Origin of the sequence: Pedobacter sp. Bi126 (genome assembly GCF_918698245.1) — a bacterium.
Taxonomy (GTDB): domain Bacteria; phylum Bacteroidota; class Bacteroidia; order Sphingobacteriales; family Sphingobacteriaceae; genus Pedobacter.
Genome location: NZ_CAKKMS010000007.1, coordinates 176,985 through 201,106, shown reverse-complemented (window position 1 = coordinate 201,106; position 24,122 = coordinate 176,985). Strand labels below are relative to the sequence as shown.

Below are 24,122 nucleotides of genomic sequence, written 5' to 3'. Positions count from 1 at the left end.
CTACTTACCTGTGTTCTTTTATGTCAACTCGCAAAAATAACGTCGCACTTTTAGTTCATGCCTGCGATAGTTATGAATTTCTATATAAAGGTTTTGATTACGCTTTCTCAGAAAACTGGGATTTTAAAATCCCTTGCAATTATTATTTCGCTACAGAAGTAAAAAACGCTGATGTAAATGGCTTCACAAACATCAAATCGGGCAAAGGCGAATGGGCCGATCGCCTGGCAACATTGTTAGGTAACATAGACGAAAAATATGTGCTCTATTTCCAGGAAGATATGTGGTTAAGCAAACCCGTAAATCCTAAGTTCTTTACGGCGCTGTTCGAACAGGCAATTGAAAACGATTGGCAACAGGTTAAACTCCATAGTTCTGGTGTTTACAACACTAAAGAAACTACTAATTTTATTGAGGGATTTAATATTGCGGAGATCGATAATGAGGCATCAGATTATTTAATGTCGCACCAGATTACCCTTTGGAAAAAAGATTTTCTGCTGGCCCAACTCTATAAAAAAGAACATCCATGGCGGAATGAACGCAAAGGTACTAAGAGATTGAAAAAATTAAACCCACTTATTCTTCATGCCGATTACTTTGCAGAAAACGGCGCGGGGGAAAACAATAAAAATAAAAACCCGTCTGAACGAAGCGAGTATTATGCCGTTTCATTTAACAGCACCTTAAATCACAATGCCGTTCGGTTTATCGAGGTGTTAAGGTCGGGTAGTCAACCTCAAAAAGATTATGCTGCAGAACTGCTAAACCATTACGACAACAATTTAACACATAGCGGTAAGGAAAGGCCTAAAAAAGAAGATCTTTTTAAGAAGCTTAAAACGTATCTATCGAAAAAGAATTCGTAATTAATTAATGCATATCATATAGGTTTGAAAAGCAATGGCTGTGCTAAAATTCATTTTGTTCCAGCCATTCGCTACAATCTTTTTGCTAATTCACTATCATACTGAAGGTTGCTGCACATGAAAAGGATTTTCGCCGCTGTCGGGTTTAAAAACAATGGAAACTGCAAGGAACGAAGGTTGTAGGGCGCAAATGCCAAATCAATACTTGCGGCCAACAAAAGCCAGCCGCAAGGAAGCATTATTTGGTTAGCAAAGTATTTACGGCAGCCACAAGTTGCTCTTTGTCGCTTGGTCTTGGGGCTTTCATCGTGTTTACGTTTCCTTCTTTATCAATTAAAATATAAGTAGGAAAACTGTTTATCGAGAATCTGGTCTCAATCATATTTTGCTGGGTTTCTGGCAAGCGATAATGAACGGCATTTTCACTAGACAATTCATATTCTTTGATAATATTCTTCCAACCTTCTTCCGGAGAATTATTGGCGAAATACATAAAAACGACATCTTTTCCCTTTAAAGCTTCTTTAACCGGTTTTACAAAAGGCATTTCACCTTTGCATGGGGCACACCAGGTGCCCCAAAAATCAACGTAAATTACTTTTCCTTTATAAGGTTTAATTAGTTCGGCGAAAAGAGAATCTGCATTTTTCGCATCTTTTAAATGATCGGTTCTCTTTAAACTTTCCTTGTAATCTACATCAACCTTCGACATGTTTTGATAAGCAAGCTGAAGCTTATTAATTTCATTCCGGTAATAATCACTTTTCAGATTGGCCATAAAATACTTAAAGGAAGTATCTGGCATTGCTATATGGTTATTTTCAAAATATTGATGAAAATTCCGCGCTATAATACCCTCCCTTAAATCTTCATTTGAAATGCTATTGGCAATTTTCACATCTGCATCAAGAGATTTGATGTGCAATTTTTTACCTGCATTGCTCATAATCTGTTCTCTATACACTTTTCTCGTACTTTCCGCCAGTTCTCGTTTATCGGCAGTAAAGATTTTTAAGAATTGCTTAATTTTTAGTGAATCTTCAGGCGCAATTTTATTTAATTTGATCTGAATCAATACAGCCTCTATCTCTTTGGCCGATAGACTCATCTGCCCTGAATTGATCATTTCAAGAACTACATCATCCCAATCAACAGAAACTTCTTTCTCTTTACGCAGATAAGCATAATAATCCCTACTAAATAAAGAAAAGTCTCTAATCAAGGTAAAGGGTTTAGGTGGTAGGTTTTTATATAAGCTGTCATCAACATACTTCATAAACGGTTCTGGAAATTTCTCTTTCCCTTTTAAAGCAAATCTTTTCTGCATTAGGTTTCCTGCCAATTCGTATTTATAACCTTCTGATACGAAATATCTGAAACGGTTACTTGCATTGGGGTATTTTCTTAAATGGCCGTTCAAATAAGCCGTTCCATTATCGTATTCTTTTTTGCTAATCGTTAAAAAAGTCAGTAGATCAGCTTTTCTTTTGGCATCATAATCACTCTGCTTAATTTCTGAATAAGGACTATAGTACTTGTAGTTGAGCAGTTCGTTATGAAAACTGGCATTATCGCCCATAGTACTCCTAACCTGTGTATTAAAATCTTCAAAATAAAAATAATGTTCACCCGGCTCAATCACGTCAATAACTCCATTTCTCTCCCAGTCTAAAAAAACCTGTGTGGTATTTAACAAAGGTATTTTTACAGTAAAAAATCCATTACTATCCAAATCACCATAGTAATTAACCTGGTCATCTTTTAAATGATCGGTAAAACCAACCGAAAAAGGTTTATTACTTGTTGGGTTTCTTAAGTAGCCTGTAATAACTGCCGTATCCACCCTGGCAAAATGACTATCTTTAAATGCTGTTGCATCTTTTGTCCTGTTGGCTTTAAATTCTTTTTTCAACAGATATACATTGCTTGCACCTTGCTCGTCAACCAATTGCGCAATACTATCATTTTTCGCTGTAAATTGAATACTTTTCTCCTTCCCATCTTGAAGAAGTGTAATCTTTAAACTTTTCCCATTTTTTTCGATGCTTTTATAGGGATAAACCTTCTGATTGTAGATCGCAAAGTCTTCAAAAAAACCATACTGCCATGCGTTGGTTTCATTGTTTATCCAATTTCCCAAGAACTGATACACCAATGGATTCTTAGCAATAGGGGCATAAATTTTCAGCCCTTCTAGACTGTTTACCTTTAAAGCTTTAACCAATTTATGTACATAAACCATCCTGCAGCTATCTTTCTCTTTCAACAAAAACCGATCTTCTTTATCCATGTAGTTGCCGGCCCATACAATTTCCCATTCCTTATTTTGATAAAGCATTTTATGCTTGGCAGTGATGTAAAAATTGGAATGCGCACTCACCCATTTTCCAAAATAGTAAGATGGGATTTCATCTTTGCTATAAACTTTAATGTCAGGATCGGAAGCATTCCAGGTGCAAGATATTTCTTTCTCCCATCGGTTAAATTTTAATAAAGCTTTACCATCGGCAGGAGCTTTAATTTCTAAGGTTAAAACATCTTTGTTTTTGGTGTTTAACCAGATTTTGGTAATACCGTCAGTATTTTTAACACTATCAACCTTATACATCCGATAATTGTACTCAACATAATTATCATTAATTAAGGTGCCGTTCCAGTTGCCTACTTTTGTTGCTTTATAACTCCAAAAACCATGGAGATTTTTAGGTACAATAGGTTTTGCATTGGCAGGGATTAAATAAAAAAAGAAAATGAGGGTGAGGAGGTGAGCTAGATTTTTCATGGTTATTATTTAGATTATACTGATGAAGGTATCAAGTTTTTAATCTAAAAATCCTTAAAAAATGTTAAAAATCAGATAGTTCCATTTTTCAACCCAAAACAAACGTTTGTTCTATTTTTTAATACCTTATCATTTGAAAAGCAATGGCTGTGCTAAAATTCATTTTGTTCCCGCCATTCGCTACAATCTTTTTGCTACTGTCTTATCACATTGAAGCTCGCTAACAAAAAGTATTTTCGCTTCTATAGGATTTAGAAACGATGGAAACTGCAAGGAACGAAGGTTGTCGCACGCAATAGGTATTACATTTTTATCTTTGGTCTTTCAGCTTTAGTCTTTAAATCTACTTCTGCACTTTCCAGCCCTCATCTTTACTCAACTTTAATTTATAGGTTTTGGTAATGAAGTTGCTATTTTTGTTCGCATCCTTATCAAAAGGTTCGAAATCAGTTGTTGTCATTTTAAGTGATACGGTAACTTTGGCTGTACTCGAATTTACCTGAGCAAAATCAACTGGTTTTTCGTCTGATAAAACATATTCTACAACTTTTACAGTTGCCTTATCACCATCCTGTTTCAACACCAACGGACTTGCCTTATCAGTTAAAGTGATCTGATAAACGTAGCTGCTATCTTTTGATAAGAATTTTTTCTTTGCTTCCTTTAAACTTAATGAAACCAGACCTTTACTCGCTAAGGATTTATATTTCCCAAGCTCGAACATGTCGTTTGTGCTGTTGAATTTGATCTCCCCAAAATTAAACCTGGCGGTTTTATATTCGGGATTGGCTTTTAAATAATCAGTAATTACTTCAGCAGCTTCGTCCTGATTGATGGTAGTTTTGGTTTTACATGCGGTTAAACCAACGATAATAAAGGATAAAATATAAATAGTAAGTTTTTTCATGTGTATATGCTTATGCTTTTTAAAGATATTTAATTTTAGTTTAACCGCAAAGAACGCAAAGTTTATTAATCTTTAAGGCTTAAACCACAAAGCCGCTAAGAACGCTAAGTTTGCATTCAAGGCACAACATTAAATTTTAAAAGCCCTGCTTTGTGCCCTCTGTGCCTTCTCTCAGTGTACTTGCGGTAAAAAACTAGATTATTTCTTCTTGACATAGAACCAATAAAAACCACAGAGCGCGCTAAGTTTTCACAGAGAAAACAGAGACTTCAGGCACCCTATATCCTTAATTGTTAAAAATAATAGCCCGGCTTCGTGCCCTCTGTGCCTTCACTCAGTGTACTTTGTGGTAAAAAACTAGATTATTTTTTTGATATACAACCAATATAAACCACAGAGCGCACTAAGTTTTCACAGAGAAAACAGAGACTTCAGGCACCCTATATCCTTAATTGTTAAAAATAATAGCCCGGCTTTGTGCCCTCTGTGCCTTCACTCAGTGTACTTTGTGGTAAAAAACGAGATTAGTTCTTCTTGATATAGAACCAATAAAAACCACAGAGTGCACTAATTTTTCACAGGGAAAACAGAGACTTCAGGCACCCTATATCCTTAATTGTTAAAAATAATAGCCCGGCTTCGTGCCCTCTGTGCCTTCACTCAGTGTACTTTGTGGTAAAAAACTAGATTATTTTTTTTGATATACAACCAATATAAACCACAGAGCGCACTAAGTTTTCACAGAGAAAACAGAGACTTCAGGCACCCTATATCCTTAATTGTTAAAAATAATAACCCGGCTTTGTGCCCTCTGTGCCTTCTCTCTGTGTACTTTGCGGTAAAAAACTAGATTATTTCTTCTTGATATACAACCAATATAAACCACAGAGTGCACTAATTTTTCACAGGGAAAACAGAGACTTCAGGCACCCTATATCCTTAATTGTTAAAAATAATAGCCCGGCTTCGTGCCCTCTGTGCCTTCACTCAGTGTACTTTGTGGTAAAAAACTAGATTATTTTTTTTGATATACAACCAATATAAACCACAGAGCGCACTAAGTTTTCACAGAGAAAACAGAGACTTCAGGCACCCTATATCCTTAATTGTTAAAAATAATAACCCGGCTTTGTGCCCTCTGTGCCTTCACTCTATGTACTTTGTGGTAAAAAACTAGATTAATCTCGCTTTAAATATTTCAGATTTGGCAAAACCATCGCCGATAAAATTACCACAACACCAACCCACCTTAAAAACGATACCTGTTCTTGTAACACGAAACCCGCCATCATTACGGCAACGGGCAATTCTGCAGCGCTTAATATCGAACTTATGGCTGTTCCAATTCTTGGCACGCCTTCTGCATAAAATAAAGGTGGAATAACCGTGCCGAAAACTGAGATAATCAATCCCCATTTCAATAAACTACCATTTAAAGCACCATTAAATAAGAATGTTGGCGGAAAAATAATGAAGATCAATATACAGGCGCCGGTAATCATCAAGGCACTTTTTTGCAATGGAGCATATTCATTTCCAATCCGGCCACTCAACAGCAAAAAGCCAGCATAAGAAATTGCAGCCAACAAACCGAAACCAATTCCTTTTAAATCCATGCTCTTGATACTTGTTTCAGCCATTCCGCTGGCCAAAACAGTTCCAGCTAAAACCAATAGGATTGCCAGGAGCTGTAAGCCTGTGGGCTTCTTTTTAAAGAGGAGGTATTCCATTAAAATACTCATCCAAATAAACTGCATTAACAAAATAATAGCTACTGAGTTGGGTACTAGCTTTACACATTGATAATAAAATATACTCACCAAACCCGTACAGGTTCCCGCAAGTACCATTTTCCACCAAGGTGTTTTAGACACAATCGCTTTAGCTTTATAACCAGCGGTTCTGCTTTGGAAGAAAAATAGCACCCATAAAATTACGGCACCAAAGAAAGCCTGAGCCCCTGTAACGTCACCCAGCGTATAACCTTCGTGATAAGCCAGTTTAACAAAAGTAGAGAGGATACCGAAACTGCAGGCACCAAAAAAGACAAGGAGAATTCCTTTTAACATATTTACATTATCTAACCACAGAGAAAAAGAGTTTTTCACCGAGTACGCAGAGGCTCTGTTTCTCTGTGCACTTCTTAGTGTACTTTGTGGTTAAAAACTAAGCCAATTGTTGCAAATATTTCTGAATGGTAGTTTCCAAACCTAAATAAAGCGCATCACTAATGAGCGCATGACCTATTGAAACTTCTAATAAACCTGGGATGCTCTGTGCAAAATAATGTAGGTTGTGTAAGTCGAGATCATGGCCGGCGTTAATTCCCAGGCCTAATTTGTTGGCATGATGTGCCGCAGCAATATAACTTATAATGGCTTTTTCGCGATCGGCAAAATAATTATGCGCATAAGCCTCGGTATATAATTCAATCCGGTCTGTTCCGGTTTCTACCGCTCCTTCAACCATCTCTACCACCGGATCTACAAAAATAGAAACGCGGATGCCTTCCTTTTGGAAAACAGCAACCATTTCTTTCAGGTAGTCTTTATGTTTAACCGTATCCCAACCGTGGTTTGAAGTAATCTGACCTTCAGCATCAGGAACCAAAGTAACCTGAGCAGGTTTGTTGGCCAAAACCAGATCAACAAATTTATCTTCTCTGCAATTCCCTTCAATATTAAATTCTGTCGCAATAACAGCCTTTAAATCGTAAACATCCTGGTAACGGATATGGCGTTCATCAGGCCTTGGATGCACGGTAATTCCCTGTGCACCGAAACGTTCGCAATCTAATGCAACCTTAACCAGATCAGGATTATTACCTCCGCGACTGTTGCGAAGTGTAGCAATTTTATTGATATTAACCGATAACTTTGTCATGAAGCAAAGATAAGGCTTTGCCTTTGTTAATCTTAAACCTTAAAAAAATTTGACTTTTTTTTGCTCATATTTGCTTCTTGTAAATGAACTTAAAAGATACAACACTATATAAATTCCTGATCGTTTTACTTGCAATTGCGAGTATACCAGCACTTTTTGGCGGCGTAATGGAGCCCGATGGCGCATTGTACGCTTCCATGTCTAAAAACATCATCCTGTTTAAAGATTGGTTTAACCTTTATGGCCGTGGGGCCGACTGGCTGGACAAACCCCACCTCACTTTTTGGATTTCCGCAGCATCCTTTAAAATTTTCGGAATCTCATCCTTCGCCTATAAATTACCATCATTTCTGTTCGGTTTACTGGGCGCGTGGTATTTATACAAATTAGCCAAAGATATATACGATGAAAAAACCGCATTGATCAGTGCGGTAATTTTTCTAAGTGCCTTGCATATCATAACTTCTACATTTGATGTTAGGGCTGAAATTTATATTACCACCTTTACATTAGCATCTATTTACCATTATTATAAAGCACATCAAAATTCTTTCTGGCACATTGTAGCAGGTTCATTTTTTGCTGCCTGCGCGATATTGATCAAAGGAATTTTTGTATTGATTCCTGTATTTGCCGGTTTTATTATCTACTGGTTGCTTACAAAACAGTCCCGTCAGCTTTTAAAACCAAAATGGTATATCGCCATTCTTTTGATTTTTGTTTTTATTACCCCCGAGCTGTATTCGCTTTACACGCAATTCGATCTGCATCCCGAAAAAATTGTTTTTGAAAGAACCGGTGTTTCGGGCTTGAAATTTTTCTTTTGGGACAGTCAGTTCGGGCGTTTCTTTAACAACGGCCCAATTAAAGGCAAAGGCGATATTTCCTTTTTTCTACACACTACCCTTTGGGCATTCCTTCCTTGGTCTGTACTATTTTATACGGCCGTAGTAAATCTGTTTAAAAGAAAAAATAGAATCGCTTTAGCGCCCGAAAGCATTATGATCTGGGCAAGTGCAGCGGTTACTTTTCTAATCTTTTCGCTTTCTAAATTTCAGTTACCGCATTATATCCTGATCATCTTTCCTCAGTTTTCGATTATCACAGCCTTGTACTTAAGGAAGCTTGGCGGCAAAGGTTTAAAAACCTTCTTCATTATACAGAACATCATTTTCATTTTGGTTATTGCCTTACTTTCTGCCTTAGCCTTTTTCTTTGGATTTGAAAGCCCATATTTAATTATCGGCATCCTGATTGTTGTTCTCTCCATCTCTTTCTTACTATTTAGAGGCATTTTATTGGAAACCATCATTGCCAGAAGTGCATTTTTATCTGCTGGTTTAATGATATTTCTCTTCATTTTTTTCTACCCCGCCCTTTTAAAATATCAATCGGGTATGCAGGCAGGTAATTGGTTAAAGCAAAATTATCCTGCTGCTAAACCTGCAGTATTAAATTATATAGATGCGTTTTCTTTTGATTTTTACGCCCCTGGCGAAGTAAAATATTTTCATAATTATACCGATCTCGACAAATCAAAGGACCTAAAAGACTTGGTTATATACATTCCGGAACAGGAATTGGCAAAACTAAAAAGCGAATATCATGCTGAAATTCTAAAATCGTTTGAATATTTTCATACCACCAAACTGACGGGTAAATTTTTAAACGCGAAAACACGTCCTCAGGTTTTAGAGCGATTTTATTTGGTTAAAATACATTAACATGGATTTATTCTTCCGCATTTTAAAATTTGGATTAACGGGTTTCCTCGGGATGGCAATAGATTTCGGCGCGACCTGGTTGTGTAAGGAAAAGATTAAAATAAATAAATACATTTCCAATGCCATTGGCTTTACGCTTGCTGTAACCAATAATTATCTGATTAACCGGGTTTGGACTTTCGAAAGTACCAATACGCATTGGGGAACAGAATTCAGCAAGTTTTTAGTGGTGAGTTTAATTGGTTTAGGATTAAATACCTTTATCATTTACCTGTTCCACCAAAGGAAAAACGGCACCAATTTTTATGTAGCCAAATTCTTTGCGATAGTGATTGTTTTTGTGTGGAATTTCCTCGCGAATATGCTTTTTACATTTAGGTAAAAATTCTGGAATGCTTTCGAAATAGATCCTGAAAAAATCCGATAGCTATCGGATCAGGATGACGCTTGACTTAGAAGACTTGATCATGCAACTTGCACGGACCAATGAACCAATGACCAGTGAACAAATGAACCAATTTAAGTAACGTTTTTGCCAATAAAATAGAACACAACGAGCCATATTAATCCTTTAATCAGGAAGAATAAAAACCCAACTAACCCTACCCGCTTAAACCATAATTTTACTTTTTCTTTGTTCATGGCGATGTTTGTAAAGATAATGGATTTGCCTTAAATTAGAAAGATTTTAAATAAGGAAATATGAAGTTATCTAGATCTTTGCTTCTTATTATTTTTTCCATTTGCTTTTTTAGTATTAAAGTTTTTGCACAAAATTTTGATGAGATTAAACGCTACAAGGTGAACTTTGCTACCGCCGCCCGCGCTAATGAGAAGCTGATTGCAATCAGAAGCTTTTCTGCAAATAATCAAAAATATTTACTGTTGGTAAATCCAGAGACTTTAGATACCGAAATAGATTTGGCAAATAAGTATACTGTAAGTAGCTTACAATATTCGAACGTGCTGGCCATTTTTAAAAACACGGCGTACATTAAATCAATAGAAGCCGCAGCAGCTAAAGATCTACAGCTTCAAAATGCAGGGATTGATCATGCCATTCCGAACGAAAAGGGCATTACTTTAACCATCGATCTTTGTCCATCGCACAAGGCTTTAGATCGGATTATTTTTCAATCTGTTTTCGATGAATTTAAAAACATAGAGCAGCCTGCGCCACTCGCGATTTCCGTTTCTGGTAAATGGATGCTGAAACATCAGGATGACCTGAACTGGCTGAAAAGTCTGGTAGAGAAAAAAGAGCTGAATATCACCTGGGTAAACCATACCTACAACCACGAAGTAAATAAACTGCCATTAGCCGAAAACTTTCTATTGGCCCCCGGAACCAATTTAGATGTGGAGGTGTTGGAGAATGAAAAACTGATGCTCAAAAATGGTTTAATACCATCTGTATTTTTCCGTTTCCCCGGTTTGGTATCGGATAAAACCATTGTAGAAAAGATCGAAGCCTACGGATTAATCCCAGTTGGAAGTGATGCCTGGCTGGCAAAAGGACAACAGCCAAATGCGGGCAGTATTGTATTGATCCACGGCAACGGGAATGAAGAAATCGGTGTGAAAGCTTTCATCCAGTTATTAAAAACAAGACAGGCTGATGTGAAAAGCAAACAATGGCTGCTTTTTGACTTAAGAGCGGGTTTGGAAAAGGAATTTGAATAGCCTGCTTTTTAACCGCAAAGGACGCAGAGGGAAGGCGCGGAGCAAGCAAAGCTGGGTTCAGATAGTTTTAAAAAGCTTTGCGTTCTTTGCGGCAAACTACTTCTTAACTGGCAACAACTTTATTTCTTTCGCCTTAAAACATCTAATGCATTTTTTAACCGCAAAGCGCACAGAAAAAAGGAACAAAGAACACAAAGCTAGGTTCAAATAGTTTTAAATCATCCTTAGCGCCTCTTTGCTAAAAACTTTGCCTTCTTTGCGGTAAAAACTATTTCTTAACCGGCAACAACTTTATTTCTTTCGCCTTAAAACGGTTATTTACAATTTCGCCTGTAACTTCTGCTTTGCTCACGGCATTGCAAAAACCATGTTCGCCATGGGCATCGCCAAAATCGTCAATCCCTTTTCCATCAACAAAATAAGATTTACCATCTATTTTTACTGCTAACTCGCAGTCTTTACCTTTCATTTTAAACTGACATTCTCCACAGGCAATATCTACCGTTTGTTTGGTGATTACTTTTACTGATGCAGCTTTTTGAGGCGCGGTTTGGGCATTTACCGAAATAGTAAATACACCAAGAATTAACGCAAATATTAACTTTTTCATCATTTCTTCTTTTTTCAAATGTAAGTTTTCAAGGGCAAAAGAACCACAATTCTTTGTAAAATAAACCTGATGGAAACGGAAATACTTTTTGTTGTCATTCTGAGCGTAGTCGAAGAACAACAAAAAGATTGAAGTGTACAGCAGGACTGAAACCTCCGAAGAGAACAGGAACCAACGTTTTCAAAAAAATAGGAGGCTCGTCTAAACATTAGAAACACCCCACCTTGCAGACACCCCCTAGGCGAGGGGAATAAAAAAAGGGATATGCAATTTGCACATCCCTCTTATACCATATCGACTCCAGACTCTCGACTGAAGACTAAGGACTAGTACCTGTATGTATCTGCTTTGAAAGGACCTTCTACCGGTACACCGATATAATCAGCCTGGTGTTGATCCAAAACATCTAATTCTACACCGATTTTTTCTAAGTGTAAACGGGCAACTTTTTCGTCTAAATGCTTAGGCAAAGTATAAACTTTGTTTTCGTAAGCAGCAGTGTTGGTCCAAAGCTCCAATTGAGCTAAAGTTTGGTTGGTGAACGAATTACTCATTACAAAACTTGGGTGACCAGTTGCGCAACCTAAGTTAACCAAACGACCTTCGGCCAGAATGATTACATCTTTTCCATCAATGGTATATTTATCAACCTGAGGTTTAATCTCCACTTTGGTATGGCCATAAGCGCCGTTTAACCAAGCCATGTCGATTTCGTTGTCGAAGTGACCGATGTTACAAACAATCGCTTTATCTTTTAATGCTCTGAAGTGTTGCTCGCGAACGATATCACAGTTACCAGTAGTGGTTACCACGATATCAGCTTCTTTAATTGCAGTAGCTAATTTTTTAACTTCGTAACCTTCCATTGCAGCCTGTAAAGCACAGATCGGATCAATTTCAGTTACAATAACACGTACGCCTTGCGAGCTTAACGATTCTGCAGAACCTTTACCTACATCGCCATAACCACAAACAACAGCAACTTTACCAGCCATCATTACATCGGTAGCACGACGGATCGCATCAACCAATGACTCACGACATCCGTATTTGTTATCGAATTTAGATTTGGTAACCGAATCGTTAACGTTAATTGCAGGTAAGTGCAATGTTCCGTTTTTCATTCTTTCGTACAAACGGTGAACACCAGTTGTAGTTTCTTCTGATAAACCTTTAATAGCTGCAATCAGCTCAGGATATTTATCAAAAACCATATTGGTTAAATCGCCACCATCATCCAAAATCATGTTTAATGGTTGTTGCTCCGGACCGAAGTGTAAAGTTTGCTCAATACACCAATCGAATTCTTCTTCATTTAAACCTTTCCAGGCATAAACCTGAATACCAGCAGCAGCAATTGCAGCAGCAGCATGATCCTGAGTAGAAAAAATATTGCAAGATGACCAGGTAACTTCAGCACCCAGTGCAGTTAATGTTTCGATTAATACAGCCGTTTGGATGGTCATGTGCAGACAACCTGCAATACGCGCACCTTTTAACGGTTGTGTTGGACCGAATTCTTTACGTAAACTCATTAAACCTGGCATTTCTGCTTCGGCTAATTCGATTTCTTTACGGCCCCATTCTGCCAGTGAAATGTCCTTAACTTTGTAAGGGATATAAGAAGTCTCTACTGATGACATAATTATTTGTTTTAAATGAAATGCAAAGTTACGGCATAGCTTTGTCAAACCCAAATAATTAAAAGTACAAGCAGGTTTACAGATTGTAAAATAGTATTTCTATTTTCTCAGCACAAGCTCCAACACCTCATATTTTAGCTATTTTTTGAAAAGCAAGTCCTGGCGTTCTTTGTTCTGCTCTGGTCCTGCCATTCACTATAGTCCCAATTTTCAATTGGGAGCTGCCGTTCCTGTCAGGTTTAGGAAACATAAAACTGTGTGCTGTTTGTAAAGCAGTTAACAACCTAAAACAAAACTTTGATATTCAGCTAATTATTTCTTAAATTGTTATAACCAAATTAAGTTTTATGAAAAGCGTAAAACACTTGTTAGATACCAAACAGGTACGGATTATCTCGGTATCAGAAAATATTTCTGTTTTAGATGCCTTAAAAGTAATGACGGAAAAGAACATCAGCGCGGTATTGGTCATGGAAAACGATCGGCTACATGGCATTTTTACGGAACGCGATTATGCCCGAAAAATCATCCTTCAGGGTAAATCATCAAAAGATACTTTGATTAAAGAAGCAATGACGGGCAGTCCGATCACCATTAACTTAAGCGACAGTATCGATTATTGCATGGAGCTGATGACCGATAAACACATCCGCCATTTACCCGTTGTAGAAAACGACGAAGTAAAAGGAATGGTTTCGATCGGTGATGTGGTAAAGTTTATCATTGCAGATCAAAAACAGACCATTTCGCAATTGGAAAGTTATATTAGTGGTTAAGGCTGAGTTGGATTATGTTGGTTGGTGAGACACCAACCAATATACAAACTAGACTTTTACCGCTACTTTATCTTCAGTTTTACCCGATTGGTGCATTTCGAGTTTTCCATTGTACTGTGCACCTAGTTCAATTTCGAGGGCTTCCGTTTTAATGTCGCCATTAACCCTGCCTGTTTTTTTTATTTCCAGGTTTTGGGCTTTCACATTTCCGTTAACCGTTCCATAAATAATGGCCGAAGCGGTTTGTATGTCGCCTTTAATCATCCCTTTTTCACCTAAAACAATGCCGCCTTCAACATTTACATTTCCGATTACGGTTCCATCGATCCTCACTACTGCTTTTCCTTTTAGATCGCCGGTAATGGTAAAGCCGAGGCCAATTAGCGTAGAAATTTCTTGTTGATTTAAGTCTTTAATCTGGTTGTTTTTCTTGAACATGTTTCTTATAAGGTTAAAAAGGATCTTGGATTTATAACTTTACCATTTTTATGCACTTCATAATGTAAATGTGGCCCGGTTGACCGCCCGGTTGAGCCAGCTTTGCCAATGTTGTTGCCCGCAATAACATCCTCATCTACCCTTACCAAAATTTTAGAAAGGTGACCATAGTAGGTTTCAAAACCATTACCGTGTTTAATTACGATACAATTGCCATAACCACCGCGTCTTCCTGCAAAAATCACCTTACCGTTCGCTGTACATTTAACAATGTCGCCATAATTGGCCCTGATATCGAGTCCTTTATGTGTCTCCACATTTTCACCACTAAAAGGATTTTCGCGATGCCCATACCCAGATGTGATTGTACCTAAATGTGGATAACCCATAGGCGTGTAGGCTACATTATAGGCAATTTTACTCAGGTAGTTGTCGTAAAACTCACCGATTTCTTCAGCCGATAGAATATCATCACTTTGCTCTCCGCCTGCATTGCCCGTTAAAATTGGCTTTAACCCTCTTGCTTTTAGGTATTTATTGATGGTAAGCAGCTTTTTATCTATTGATTGGTAATGCTTTTTTAGGGAAGAAGTATCGATAACGGATTGTTTGTCTTTACTTTTTAAAAGCGCCAGTTCAAGTTTACTCTTGGCTAATTCTACACTCGAATTACTGCGGATCAGGTAAAATATGCCGGATATAAGTACTAAGAATACTCCTAAAACGCCTAAAATATACTTTTTCCAGTGTACAATGTATCCTGTTGGAACTTGGATGGGCTTGCTTGAACTTTGATTATTATTTACAAAAATTACGGTTGTTTTGTTCCGTTTTCTGTTCATTTTTACTCAGATTTTTTGTTTGGGACTAAAACAAATATATGATTAACAACCACACAGTCAAAAACAAAGCCCAGATTTAACACTTACAGGAATAAAAATCACAAGACATTAACATCGAATTAGCCTTCAATCCATTGCTCACGCCCGCTAAAAGACAGGTGTGTAACATTTAAGTGGTTTTGATTGTAAAGCTATTCTGGTGTCTCGCAAAGATTTCTCCTCCGAAGGAGTTCCTTTGGAACACTACTGTCTAAATGACGAATTATCTTACGGGAATTAATCATATCTGTGCAATCCTAAAATCGGTGTAATCAACCCGTAGGCAACATCAGTGTAATCACCCCGTAAGGAAAGAGGCAAGAAAATCTATGAAATTATTTCCACCTCCACTCACCGGCAATACTCAAAGGCTCCTTTAGGTTCTGCGATTCTAAGAAAGCCCTTAGCTCCTCTTCGCCCTGAACACCAACAGGAATTTTCGGTGTATTGGCTAAAGCGTAAGTTAACATCGCGCTGTAACGCACCGTATTTTTAAGCTCCTGCTCATCAACCAGTTTAAAACTATCGCCATCTGAGTGATAAAATGGACCAGAATTGTTTGGCAATTTACCACCAAAACCACCGCCGGTAGGAATCCCCTCTAACATAAACGGTTGATGATCGCTATGCAAACCAGCGCCAGCATTAAACAGATTTTTGAAACCAGTATCAATTTTTACAATATCAGCTCCCCAGGCCGTAAACAAACTTTTCATTTCTGCTCTTGAAGTAGAAAAACCTTTCGGATCGTTGGTCATGTCGTAATTCAGCATAAACTTAACCTGGCTTAATGTTTTGTCTTTCTTAGCCTGATCGACGTATGCTTTAGACCCCAATAAACCTTGCTCCTCGCCCATAAACAGTACAAATTCTACGGTACGTTTGGTTTTTAAATTCAGTTTTTTAAAGGTACGTGCCATATCTATAATAGCAAAAGAACCAATTCCATTGTCGATTGCACCGGTTGCTAAGTCCCAGCTATCTAAATGCCCACCCACTACAACTTTATCCTTAGGCAACTCGGTTCCTTTAAAAGTAGCAACTACGTTTCTCGCTTTGATTAAACCAGAGAAATTCGTCATGGCGATATGTGCAATCTGTGGCTGTGATTTAATTTTTTCCTTTAAAGCTGTACCGTCTTCTAATCCAATACAAATAGCGGGAATAGGGATCAGTTTACCCGTTACCGAAGCCGTTCCGGTTAAAAGCACGCCACCTTTTACCGTATTAATAGTAATTACCCCAATTGCGCCGTATTTTGTGGCAATGGCCGTCTTTTCTGAGCGGTGTAATGACTTTGTCCCAGCCGGAGAGCCTGGTAATACACCCAAATAAATCAATGCAATTTTACCTTTAAACTTCTCAGGACTGGCTTGATAATCTGCCTCCAATCCATTACCTGCATCTACTATCTCACCAGTAACGTCTGCACTAACCGGCGAATGTGCTAAAGTAACAGCCTTCATTTTGGTCAAACTGTTTTTATCAGCACCTATTTCTACACTGATTGTTTTTCTTGCCCAGCTTTCTACTTCAAAAGGTTGAAACTTCACTTCACAGCCGTAAGATTTTAATAAATCGAAGGCATATTGCTCTGCTTTTGCGCCGTTTGTAGAACCCGTTAAACGATGACCGATAGTTTCGGTTTCATATTTAAGTGTTTGATAAGCTTTTGAATTTTGCTGTACGTCAGCATTGATTTTGGCAAAAACATCACCAAATTTATCCTGGGCATTTACAAATAAAGTGGTACAAAGAAGCGCTGCAGCGAAAAGATATTTCATTAGGAATAATAGTTTAGTTGCTGAAAGTACAAATTTTAGTCAGAGATTGCTAGCTGTAACGTATATTTTGCTTTAGTTTTCTTTACCACAAGAAAAGAATTAGCAATCTTTTCCCCATGCACAACCTTGCCTCGGCTCACCGCCGCCGATGGGCTCTTTCTTTTCTCTTGATAGAAAAGAAACAAAAGATCAAGGCTTGCATCCTTTCTTGTAAAAAACTACAAAAATCTCAATTGTGGCAGTCTGTAGGCTCTTTCCTAACCTCATTGCCACCACACTCGCTTAAACACTGCCTTGGTCTGTGGAAGTATGGGTAAAACTGCAAAGATTTTTGTGCTTTTTCCTACGAAAATCTGCTAGGCCACACAGCAAAGTGCAGCTACCCCACTTAGTACTTTACAAAACAAAAAACTTAAATGTACTCAGGTGACTTAGGTGGTTAAAATAATTTTAGCAAAAATGTTTTAGATGATAAACTAAGGTTTTACATGCACCTTTTTCTTCGGAAAAACCAGTGAAGCCACAATGCTCATCACTAAGATACTCAGAATCACGATCAAAGAATGCTCGGTAGTGAAACCCCATTTCTCCAGATAAGTATGCCCCAGCATTTTAATCCCGATAAATGCCAATAATACGGCTAATCCGGTTTTTAAATAGTGGAATTTATGGATGATATTCACCAACAGGAAGAACATGGAACGTAAACCCATGATGGCAAAAATATTTGAGAAAAATACAATGTAAGGATCTTTTGTTACCGCAAAAATAGCTGGGATAGAATCGACAGCGAATAAAAGATCGGTAAACTCAACAATCAGCAGCACCAAAAATAAAGGTGTTACCAGTGTTTTATGGTTAATTTTTACGAAGAATTTTTTACCCTCATACTTTGGATGGATAGAAAATATTTTCGAGGCCCATTTAACCACAGGATGATTTTCCGGATCAATCTTATCATCTTCATCTTTACTAAAGAACATTTTTACCCCAGTAAAAACAAGGAAAGCGCCAAACAAATAGAGTATCCAGGCAAATTTTGCAATTAATGCTGCACCAACAAAAATGAAGATGAAACGCATAATAATGGCACCCAAAATACCCCAGAACAATACACGGTGGTAATATTTTTCTTCAACGGCGAAAGCAGAGAAAACGAGTACGATCACAAAGATATTATCTACTGAAAGTGCATACTCAATTACATAACCGGTTAAAAATTCTAAGCCGAGGTTTTGTTTATACACCGCTAAACTGCCTTCAAAATCATTGGGAATTAGTTTAATATGATGCTGGTGTCGCGTTACAATCTCTTGTAGGTGTGCAAAATCTTTTATTCCATGTAGCTGATGCCCTTCGGTTAACAGGATAAAGTAAAAACCGATAGCCAAAGCCACCATGATCAAACTCATTACTCCAGCCTGTTTTAAGCTCACCACATGTTCTTTCCGGCTAAAAAGACCAAGGTCTAAAGCAAGAATCAATGCAATAAAAAGAAGAAAACCTAAGCTAAAAAGTAATTCGTTACCCATTATTTTTTACGTTCAGTGGTGTACAGTACAAGTTGTTCTAAACCAGTTCGTGCTTCGCCTGCCTCAAAACTGTGCAAAATATCAAATGCTTCCTTCTGGTACTCCTGCATTTTCTGATTCGCATAATACACACCTTCGTGTGCATTAACGAAGTCTATAATCTGCTGAATTTTAACCGGATCGTCCTGGTGGTTTTTCACCAGGTTAATTATTTTTTTTCGTTCGGTTTTTTCAGCTTTATTCAGTGCATAAATTAAAGGCAGTGTTACTTTCTTCTCTTTAATATCAATACCCAAAGGTTTGCCTACATCATCAGTACCGAAATCGAAGGTATCGTCTTTAATCTGAAAGGCAATTCCTACTTTTTCGCCAAACAGACGCATTTTTTCGATCGTATCATCATCAGCACCTGCCGAAGCAGCCCCCGCAGCGCAACAAGAAGCAATTAAAGAAGCGGTTTTTTGTCGGATCACATCAAAATATAAATCTTCCGAAATATCCATCCTCCGCACCTTTTCTACCTGCAACAGCTCCCCTTCACTCATTTGTTTTACTGCTTCCGATACAATCTGTAACAAACGGTGTTCATTATTGTTTACCGAAAGTAATAATCCTTTGGCCAACAGGTAATCGCCGACCAGAACGGCAATCTTGTTTTTCCATAAAGCATTGATAGAGAAAAAACCACGGCGCTCATAAGCATTATCTACTACGTCATCATGCACCAAAGTAGCGGTATGTAAAAGCTCTACCAAGGCAGCTCCACGATGGGTTGATTCTGTAATTCCACCGCATAGTTTAGCCGCAAAAAATACGAACATCGGCCGCATTTGTTTGCCTTTTTGCTTTACAATATAATGGGTAATCCTATCCAGCAACGGTGCGTCGCTATGCATAGATTCTTTAAAGGTTTTTTCAAACGCTTTAATATCAGCAGCAATAGGTGTTTTTATCTGTTCGATTCCCGGCATTAAGTCGAAAAATTTTGATTGCAAACTTAAGCTAATTTCCCATAAAAAGGTAATGTGCAATCGTATTATTAAGGATTTGAAAAGCAATAACAATAATCTTTAACATCTTTTGCTCCTGCTATTGCCCATAGTCCTTGTCCTCATGCTTCGGGCTGTGGGCTATTTGGCGCCATCAGGTTTAACATTATGGGTTATTGCAAGCAATAGCCTCTCAGTATCATAACTAATTCATCAAAAAGATTAGCTTTATTTAATTTCAAATTTTACATTTAAACTAATATTTGGTGCCTCATATGAAAAAACGCTACAAAGTACTTATCGGCCTTTCGGCAATAATTGTTGCAGGCTACTTATTGGGGCCAAAACCCAAAAAGCCGGTTTATAACAAAGAACTCACACAGGTTCCCGATCTGGAAGATTTAGAGCGTTATGTGGCCAGCATAGAATCCATGCACAAAATAAAACCGGGCAACGAAGCCGAAATCATCTGGGCCGATCCCCTCCACAAGCAAACCGAGTATGCCATTGTTTACCTGCATGGTTTTTCAGCATCAAAAACAGAAGGTAACCCTGTTTACCTAAATTTAGCAAAAGAACTAAATGCCAATTTATATCTAGCGCGTTTGGCCGACCATGGCATTGATACACTTGCACCTATGCAGTATTTCACCGCCGACCGCCTTTGGGAAACCAGTAAACAGGCTTATGCCATCGGTAAAAAATTAGGCAAAAAAGTAATTTTAGTAGGTACTTCTACCGGTGGAACTGTTGCTTTAAAACTAGCAGCAACCTATCCTGAGATTAACAGCTTGATTTTATTGTCACCAAATGTGGCCATTAACGATAAAAATGCATGGCTTTTGAATAATCCATGGGGTTTACAGATTGCCCGAAAAGTAGTGGGTGGCGATGAACGTAAAGTAGACGATCGCACTGACGAATATAAAAAATACTGGTATACCAATTACCGCCTCGAATCTCTGGTAGAACTGGAAGAATTCATCGAAAGCAGTATGGTAAAGTCTACTTTTCAAAAGGTAAAACAACCTGTTTTAATGCTCTATTATTACAAAAATGAACTCGAACAAGATCCTGTAGTCCGTGTAGATGCTATGCTGAAAATGTTCGATGAATTGGGTACGCCGAATAATTTAAAAAGAAAAGTAGCTATCCCCAACGCAGGGAATCATGTAATGGGATCGTATATTACCTCGAAAGATTTGCCAAGTGTAAATGGGGCCATTGAGAGTTTTGTGGGAAGTACTTTGAAAGTACCGGTTCATTGATTTAGTTTTATCAAGAGGATCGTCACCCTGAATTTATTTCAGGGCCTATTTTGCAGGAAAGATGCTGAAGCAAGTTCAGCATGACGGCTAATATGTATATTTATTAAACAAATCTAAATCTCGCTCTTTATGAAAAACAAACCATTATTAGAGGAAGTTTTATGGCTCTTAGCTTGCATTGCAATTGCCATAATTATCGGCTTCTGCATATTTGGAAAAACCCTTTTTAGCAATTCCATTGACATCAATCTTCACGACACCTACTTCGTGATTAAAAAACAGCATTTATTGATATCCTTTTTTATTATTATTTCTTTTTCCGTTTACTACTTTAAAGAGTTTAAACACTCATTTCGCAGAAAAATTCAGCGCTCATTTATTTTCTTTTTAGGCTTTATTTTAATCCTGCTGGCGTCCATAGCAATAAAACTTTTGCCTTTCTTTAATCCATATCACAATATTAACAGCTGGACAATTTACCCGCCATTGTCTGCACAATCAGAAATCAATCAATACGAACAAAATTTCATTATTTTAACGATCGTATCTAAAGCTGTACTTATACTTCAAATTATAATAGTTTCTATGATGCTATCTGTAAGTTACAGATGGGGAAGATCAAAAAATAACCAACTAACTTCAGAGGTCTAAAAGCCTGCGCGCAGAAGATTTCGGAAGTTTTAACTTGGGTGTAAGACTTACGAAGTTATTCCATCGCTGATCCCCTGGCTAAACTTCGTAAGAAATTTAACTCAGAATATTCTTCACGATCATTTCGGCGTGCACCCTTGAGTTTTCGATAAAAAGTTTGTGGGTATCCAATCCGCCACAGACTACACCTGCCAAATACAAACCTTTCACATTGGTTTCCATCGTTTCTTCGTTATAAACCGGGCAAAGTGTTTCGGGCAGTTCGATGCCGAATTTCCTCAGCATTCCGAAATCCGGTTGGTAACCCGTCATCGCAATTACAAAATCGTTCGGTATTGTTTTTATTCCTTCGGGTGTTTTAATATCTACTTCACCTTCTCTTATTTCAATCAACTCGGAGTTAAAAAGTGCTTTAACTTCTCCCTCTTTAATCCTGTTCTGGATATCCGGACGTACCCAATATTTAACATGAGGACCAAGATCGTTACTACGAACAACCATGGTTACGTTTGCACCTTTCCGATACGTTTCTAAAGCAGCATCTACGCCAGAGTTATTGGCGCCAACCACTACCACATTTTGAAATGCATATAAATGCGGGTCTTTATAATAATGCGTTACTTTTGGTAAATCCTCTCCTGGAACATTCATCAACAATGGCACATCATAAAAACCTGTTGCTACAATTACATTATTTGCCGTATAATCGGTTTTGGAGGTATTGATTTCGAAAACATTTTGATCCTTTTTAGCAACTTGTTTTACACTTTCAAAAAGATGGATATTTAAATCAAATTTTTCGGCTACACGGCGGTAATATTCAACCGCTTCATTTCGGTTAGGCTTCGGACTAATGGTTACGAAAGGAACTCCTCCAATTTCTAACTTTTGAGAAGTAGAAAAGAAGGTCATAAACACAGGATAGTTAAACAAACTGTTTACCAAAGCACCTTTTTCTACAATTACATAGCTTAGATTTGCTTTTTGGGCTTCGATTGCACATGCCATCCCTATCGGGCCAGCACCGATAATTAATACGTCGTAATGATTTTGATTTTCAGACATCCAGTTTTTATTTCGCTTAAAGAGTGATCGTCATCTCGACTGCAGCATCGTCCCAACATTAAGTCGGGAGAGAGATCTGTTAGCATAGATTTAGCTTCGCTGAGCCTTCGGGTTCTCGACTGCACTGTGTTCCGCCCGAAATGGCGATCTCTTTTATTTATTAAACTTTCATCGCTTTGCTTGGGCAGGCGAAATCGGTTCTTTTTAAACCGGTATTTTTAATTGCGCCATAACCGCCTGCAACATCAATCACATTTTCTACTCCACGTGATTTTAAGATGGAAGCAGCAATCATCGATCGGTAGCCACCCGCACAGTGAATATAATAGGTAGATTTTGGATTAATCTCGCCAGTCCATTCGTTAATAAAATCTAGCGGACGGCTCAGTGTAAATTCCAGATGTTCTGATTCATATTCGCCCGGTTTACGCACGTCAAGTGCTGTAATTTCTCCGTTAAGACTAGCCGTTTCAAATGCCTCTGCAGAGATTGATTCAATCGTATCGATTTCCTTGCCAGCATCTGTCCATCTTTCGAAACCGCCATCTAAATAACCTATGGTACTATCGTATCCTACACGGGTTAAGCGGGTAATGGTTTCTTCTTCTTTACCCTGATCGGTAATCAGTAAAATGGGTTGCTGTAAATCGGTAATTAAAGCACCTACCCAAGGTGCAAACTGTCCGTTAAGGCCAATATTGATCGAATTTGGAATAAAACCTTTTGCAAAAACCTGTGGATCGCGGGTATCGAGCATAATCGCCCCTGTTTGGTTTGCAGTATCTTCAAAAGCTTGCGGTATTAAAGCGTTTAATCCTTTCTCGTAAACCTCATCAATACTTTCCACCCCGCCTTTATTAATGGCCGCATTTTTAGCAAAATATTGTGGTGGTGGCAAAATGCCATCTGTTACTTCGGCAATAAACTGCTCTTTTGTTTCGGCTTTTAAAGCGTAATTGACTTCCTTTTGGTGCCCCAAAGTATCAAAAGTTTCCTTACTCATGCTTTTGCCACAGGCAGAACCTGCACCATGTGCCGGGTAAACAATTACGTCATCAGCTAAAGGTTTTATTTTCTCATTTAACGAATCGTAAAGCATTCCCGCTAAATCTTCCATGGTTAAATGGCCCTTCTGTGCTAGGTCCGGGCGACCAACATCGCCAATAAATAAGGTATCGCCACTAAAAATGCAGTGATCTTTCCCATTTTCATCTCTTAGCAGATAAGTAGTCGATTCTAAAGTATGCCCGGGAGTATGTAAAGCGGTAATAGTTACGTTTCCAATTTTAAACTGCTCACCATCTTTAGCAATGTGCGATTTAAACTCGGTTTTAGCGGTTGGGCCATAGATAATTTTGGCACCAGATTTCTCTGCCAGATCTACATGTCCGGAAACAAAATCGGCATGAAAATGCGTTTCAAAAATATATTTAATGGTGGCCCCTGCTTTTTCGGCTTTCTTTAAGTACGTCCCAACCTCTCTTAGCGGATCAATAATTGCAGCCTCACCATTACTTTCGATGTAATAAGCGGCTTCTGCCAGGCAACCTGTATATATTTGTTCTATTTTCATGTTTAATAAGTATCGAGTGTTTTGTATCAAGTATCAAGACATAACCTTACGCCTTAAACCTATA

20 protein-coding genes are annotated in these 24,122 nt (G+C 38.0%); 7 read left to right on the top strand and 13 right to left on the bottom strand.

Annotation, left to right across the window (positions count from 1 at the left end):
• The first annotated feature begins 20 nt into the window (after positions 1-20).
• Positions 21-869, top strand: coding sequence for a hypothetical protein (locus tag LQ201_RS22465; RefSeq protein WP_230145934.1), 849 nt, complete (start codon positions 21-23; stop codon positions 867-869).
• Between the two features lie 238 nt (positions 870-1,107).
• On the opposite strand, the gene LQ201_RS22460 is transcribed toward LQ201_RS22465, so the two are convergent.
• The 4 genes from LQ201_RS22460 to LQ201_RS22445 form a co-directional block, all read right to left on the bottom strand.
• A complete protein-coding gene (locus LQ201_RS22460; protein WP_230145932.1) occupies positions 1,108-3,651 on the bottom strand; it encodes a TlpA disulfide reductase family protein in 2,544 nt (847 codons plus the stop codon).
• A gap of 343 nt (positions 3,652-3,994) precedes the next feature.
• Complete coding sequence (locus LQ201_RS22455) at positions 3,995-4,558, bottom strand: hypothetical protein (RefSeq protein ID WP_057931158.1); 564 nt, start codon at positions 4,556-4,558, stop codon at positions 3,995-3,997.
• Positions 4,559-5,736: 1,178 nt separating this feature from the next.
• On the bottom strand, positions 5,737-6,627 hold the full coding sequence (locus LQ201_RS22450; RefSeq protein ID WP_230145930.1) for a DMT family transporter: 891 nt from the start codon (positions 6,625-6,627) through the stop codon (positions 5,737-5,739).
• 97 nt (positions 6,628-6,724) lie between these two features.
• The gene (locus LQ201_RS22445; RefSeq protein ID WP_230145929.1) at positions 6,725-7,441 is read right to left on the bottom strand and encodes a pyridoxine 5'-phosphate synthase; all 717 of its coding nucleotides are present in this window, start codon (positions 7,439-7,441) and stop codon (positions 6,725-6,727) included.
• 83 nt (positions 7,442-7,524) lie between these two features.
• On the opposite strand from LQ201_RS22445, the gene LQ201_RS22440 reads away from it, so the two are divergent.
• The 3 genes from LQ201_RS22440 (at position 7,525) to LQ201_RS22430 (ending at position 10,848) form a co-directional block, all read left to right on the top strand.
• Complete coding sequence (locus tag LQ201_RS22440) at positions 7,525-9,165, top strand: glycosyltransferase family 39 protein (protein WP_230145927.1); 1,641 nt, start codon at positions 7,525-7,527, stop codon at positions 9,163-9,165.
• 1 nt (position 9,166) lies between these two features.
• Positions 9,167-9,547 (top strand): GtrA family protein, encoded by a 381-nt coding sequence (locus LQ201_RS22435; protein ID WP_029277767.1) that lies wholly within the window; start codon positions 9,167-9,169, stop codon positions 9,545-9,547.
• 320 nt (positions 9,548-9,867) lie between these two features.
• The gene (locus LQ201_RS22430) at positions 9,868-10,848 is read left to right on the top strand and encodes a polysaccharide deacetylase (protein ID WP_230145925.1); all 981 of its coding nucleotides are present in this window, start codon (positions 9,868-9,870) and stop codon (positions 10,846-10,848) included.
• Between the two features lie 268 nt (positions 10,849-11,116).
• On the opposite strand, the gene LQ201_RS22425 is transcribed toward LQ201_RS22430, so the two are convergent.
• Together LQ201_RS22425 and ahcY are read right to left on the bottom strand one after the other, a co-directional pair.
• Positions 11,117-11,458: a DUF6370 family protein gene (locus tag LQ201_RS22425; RefSeq protein WP_230145923.1), complete on the bottom strand. Its 342-nt coding sequence runs from the start codon at positions 11,456-11,458 to the stop codon at positions 11,117-11,119.
• A 326-nt stretch (positions 11,459-11,784) separates the two neighbouring features.
• On the bottom strand, positions 11,785-13,101 hold the full coding sequence (ahcY, locus tag LQ201_RS22420; protein ID WP_230145922.1) for an adenosylhomocysteinase: 1,317 nt from the start codon (positions 13,099-13,101) through the stop codon (positions 11,785-11,787).
• 347 nt (positions 13,102-13,448) lie between these two features.
• Here ahcY and LQ201_RS22415 point away from each other — a divergent pair, with 347 nt between their 5' ends.
• Positions 13,449-13,877, top strand: a complete 429-nt coding sequence (locus tag LQ201_RS22415; RefSeq protein WP_230145920.1) for a CBS domain-containing protein — start codon at positions 13,449-13,451, stop codon at positions 13,875-13,877.
• A 48-nt stretch (positions 13,878-13,925) separates the two neighbouring features.
• On the opposite strand, the gene LQ201_RS22410 is transcribed toward LQ201_RS22415, so the two are convergent.
• The 5 genes from LQ201_RS22410 to LQ201_RS22390 form a co-directional block, all read right to left on the bottom strand.
• Positions 13,926-14,315, bottom strand: coding sequence for a polymer-forming cytoskeletal protein (locus tag LQ201_RS22410; RefSeq protein WP_230145918.1), 390 nt, complete (start codon positions 14,313-14,315; stop codon positions 13,926-13,928).
• 5 nt (positions 14,316-14,320) lie between these two features.
• On the bottom strand, positions 14,321-15,157 hold the full coding sequence (locus tag LQ201_RS22405) for a M23 family metallopeptidase (protein ID WP_230145916.1): 837 nt from the start codon (positions 15,155-15,157) through the stop codon (positions 14,321-14,323).
• 374 nt (positions 15,158-15,531) lie between these two features.
• The gene (locus tag LQ201_RS22400; protein ID WP_230145914.1) at positions 15,532-16,980 is read right to left on the bottom strand and encodes a M20/M25/M40 family metallo-hydrolase; all 1,449 of its coding nucleotides are present in this window, start codon (positions 16,978-16,980) and stop codon (positions 15,532-15,534) included.
• Between the two features lie 476 nt (positions 16,981-17,456).
• Complete coding sequence (locus LQ201_RS22395) at positions 17,457-18,512, bottom strand: TerC family protein (protein WP_230145912.1); 1,056 nt, start codon at positions 18,510-18,512, stop codon at positions 17,457-17,459.
• On the bottom strand, positions 18,512-19,483 hold the full coding sequence (locus tag LQ201_RS22390) for a polyprenyl synthetase family protein (protein WP_230145910.1): 972 nt from the start codon (positions 19,481-19,483) through the stop codon (positions 18,512-18,514). The genes LQ201_RS22395 and LQ201_RS22390 overlap by 1 nt, the downstream gene beginning before the upstream one ends.
• 293 nt (positions 19,484-19,776) lie before the next feature.
• Here LQ201_RS22390 and LQ201_RS22385 point away from each other — a divergent pair, with 293 nt between their 5' ends.
• The gene (locus LQ201_RS22385) at positions 19,777-20,769 is read left to right on the top strand and encodes a carboxylesterase (RefSeq protein WP_230145909.1); all 993 of its coding nucleotides are present in this window, start codon (positions 19,777-19,779) and stop codon (positions 20,767-20,769) included.
• Positions 20,770-20,898: 129 nt separating this feature from the next.
• Complete coding sequence (locus LQ201_RS22380) at positions 20,899-21,420, top strand: hypothetical protein (RefSeq protein ID WP_230145908.1); 522 nt, start codon at positions 20,899-20,901, stop codon at positions 21,418-21,420.
• 96 nt (positions 21,421-21,516) lie between these two features.
• Here the strand turns inward: LQ201_RS22380 and LQ201_RS22375 are convergent, their stop codons facing one another.
• Together LQ201_RS22375 and LQ201_RS22370 are read right to left on the bottom strand one after the other, a co-directional pair.
• The gene (locus tag LQ201_RS22375; protein ID WP_230145906.1) at positions 21,517-22,485 is read right to left on the bottom strand and encodes a YpdA family putative bacillithiol disulfide reductase; all 969 of its coding nucleotides are present in this window, start codon (positions 22,483-22,485) and stop codon (positions 21,517-21,519) included.
• Between the two features lie 160 nt (positions 22,486-22,645).
• Entirely contained in the window at positions 22,646-24,058 is a 1,413-nt protein-coding gene (locus LQ201_RS22370; RefSeq protein ID WP_230145905.1) for a rhodanese-like domain-containing protein, read from the bottom strand.
• Between the last annotated feature and the right edge of the window lie 64 nt (positions 24,059-24,122).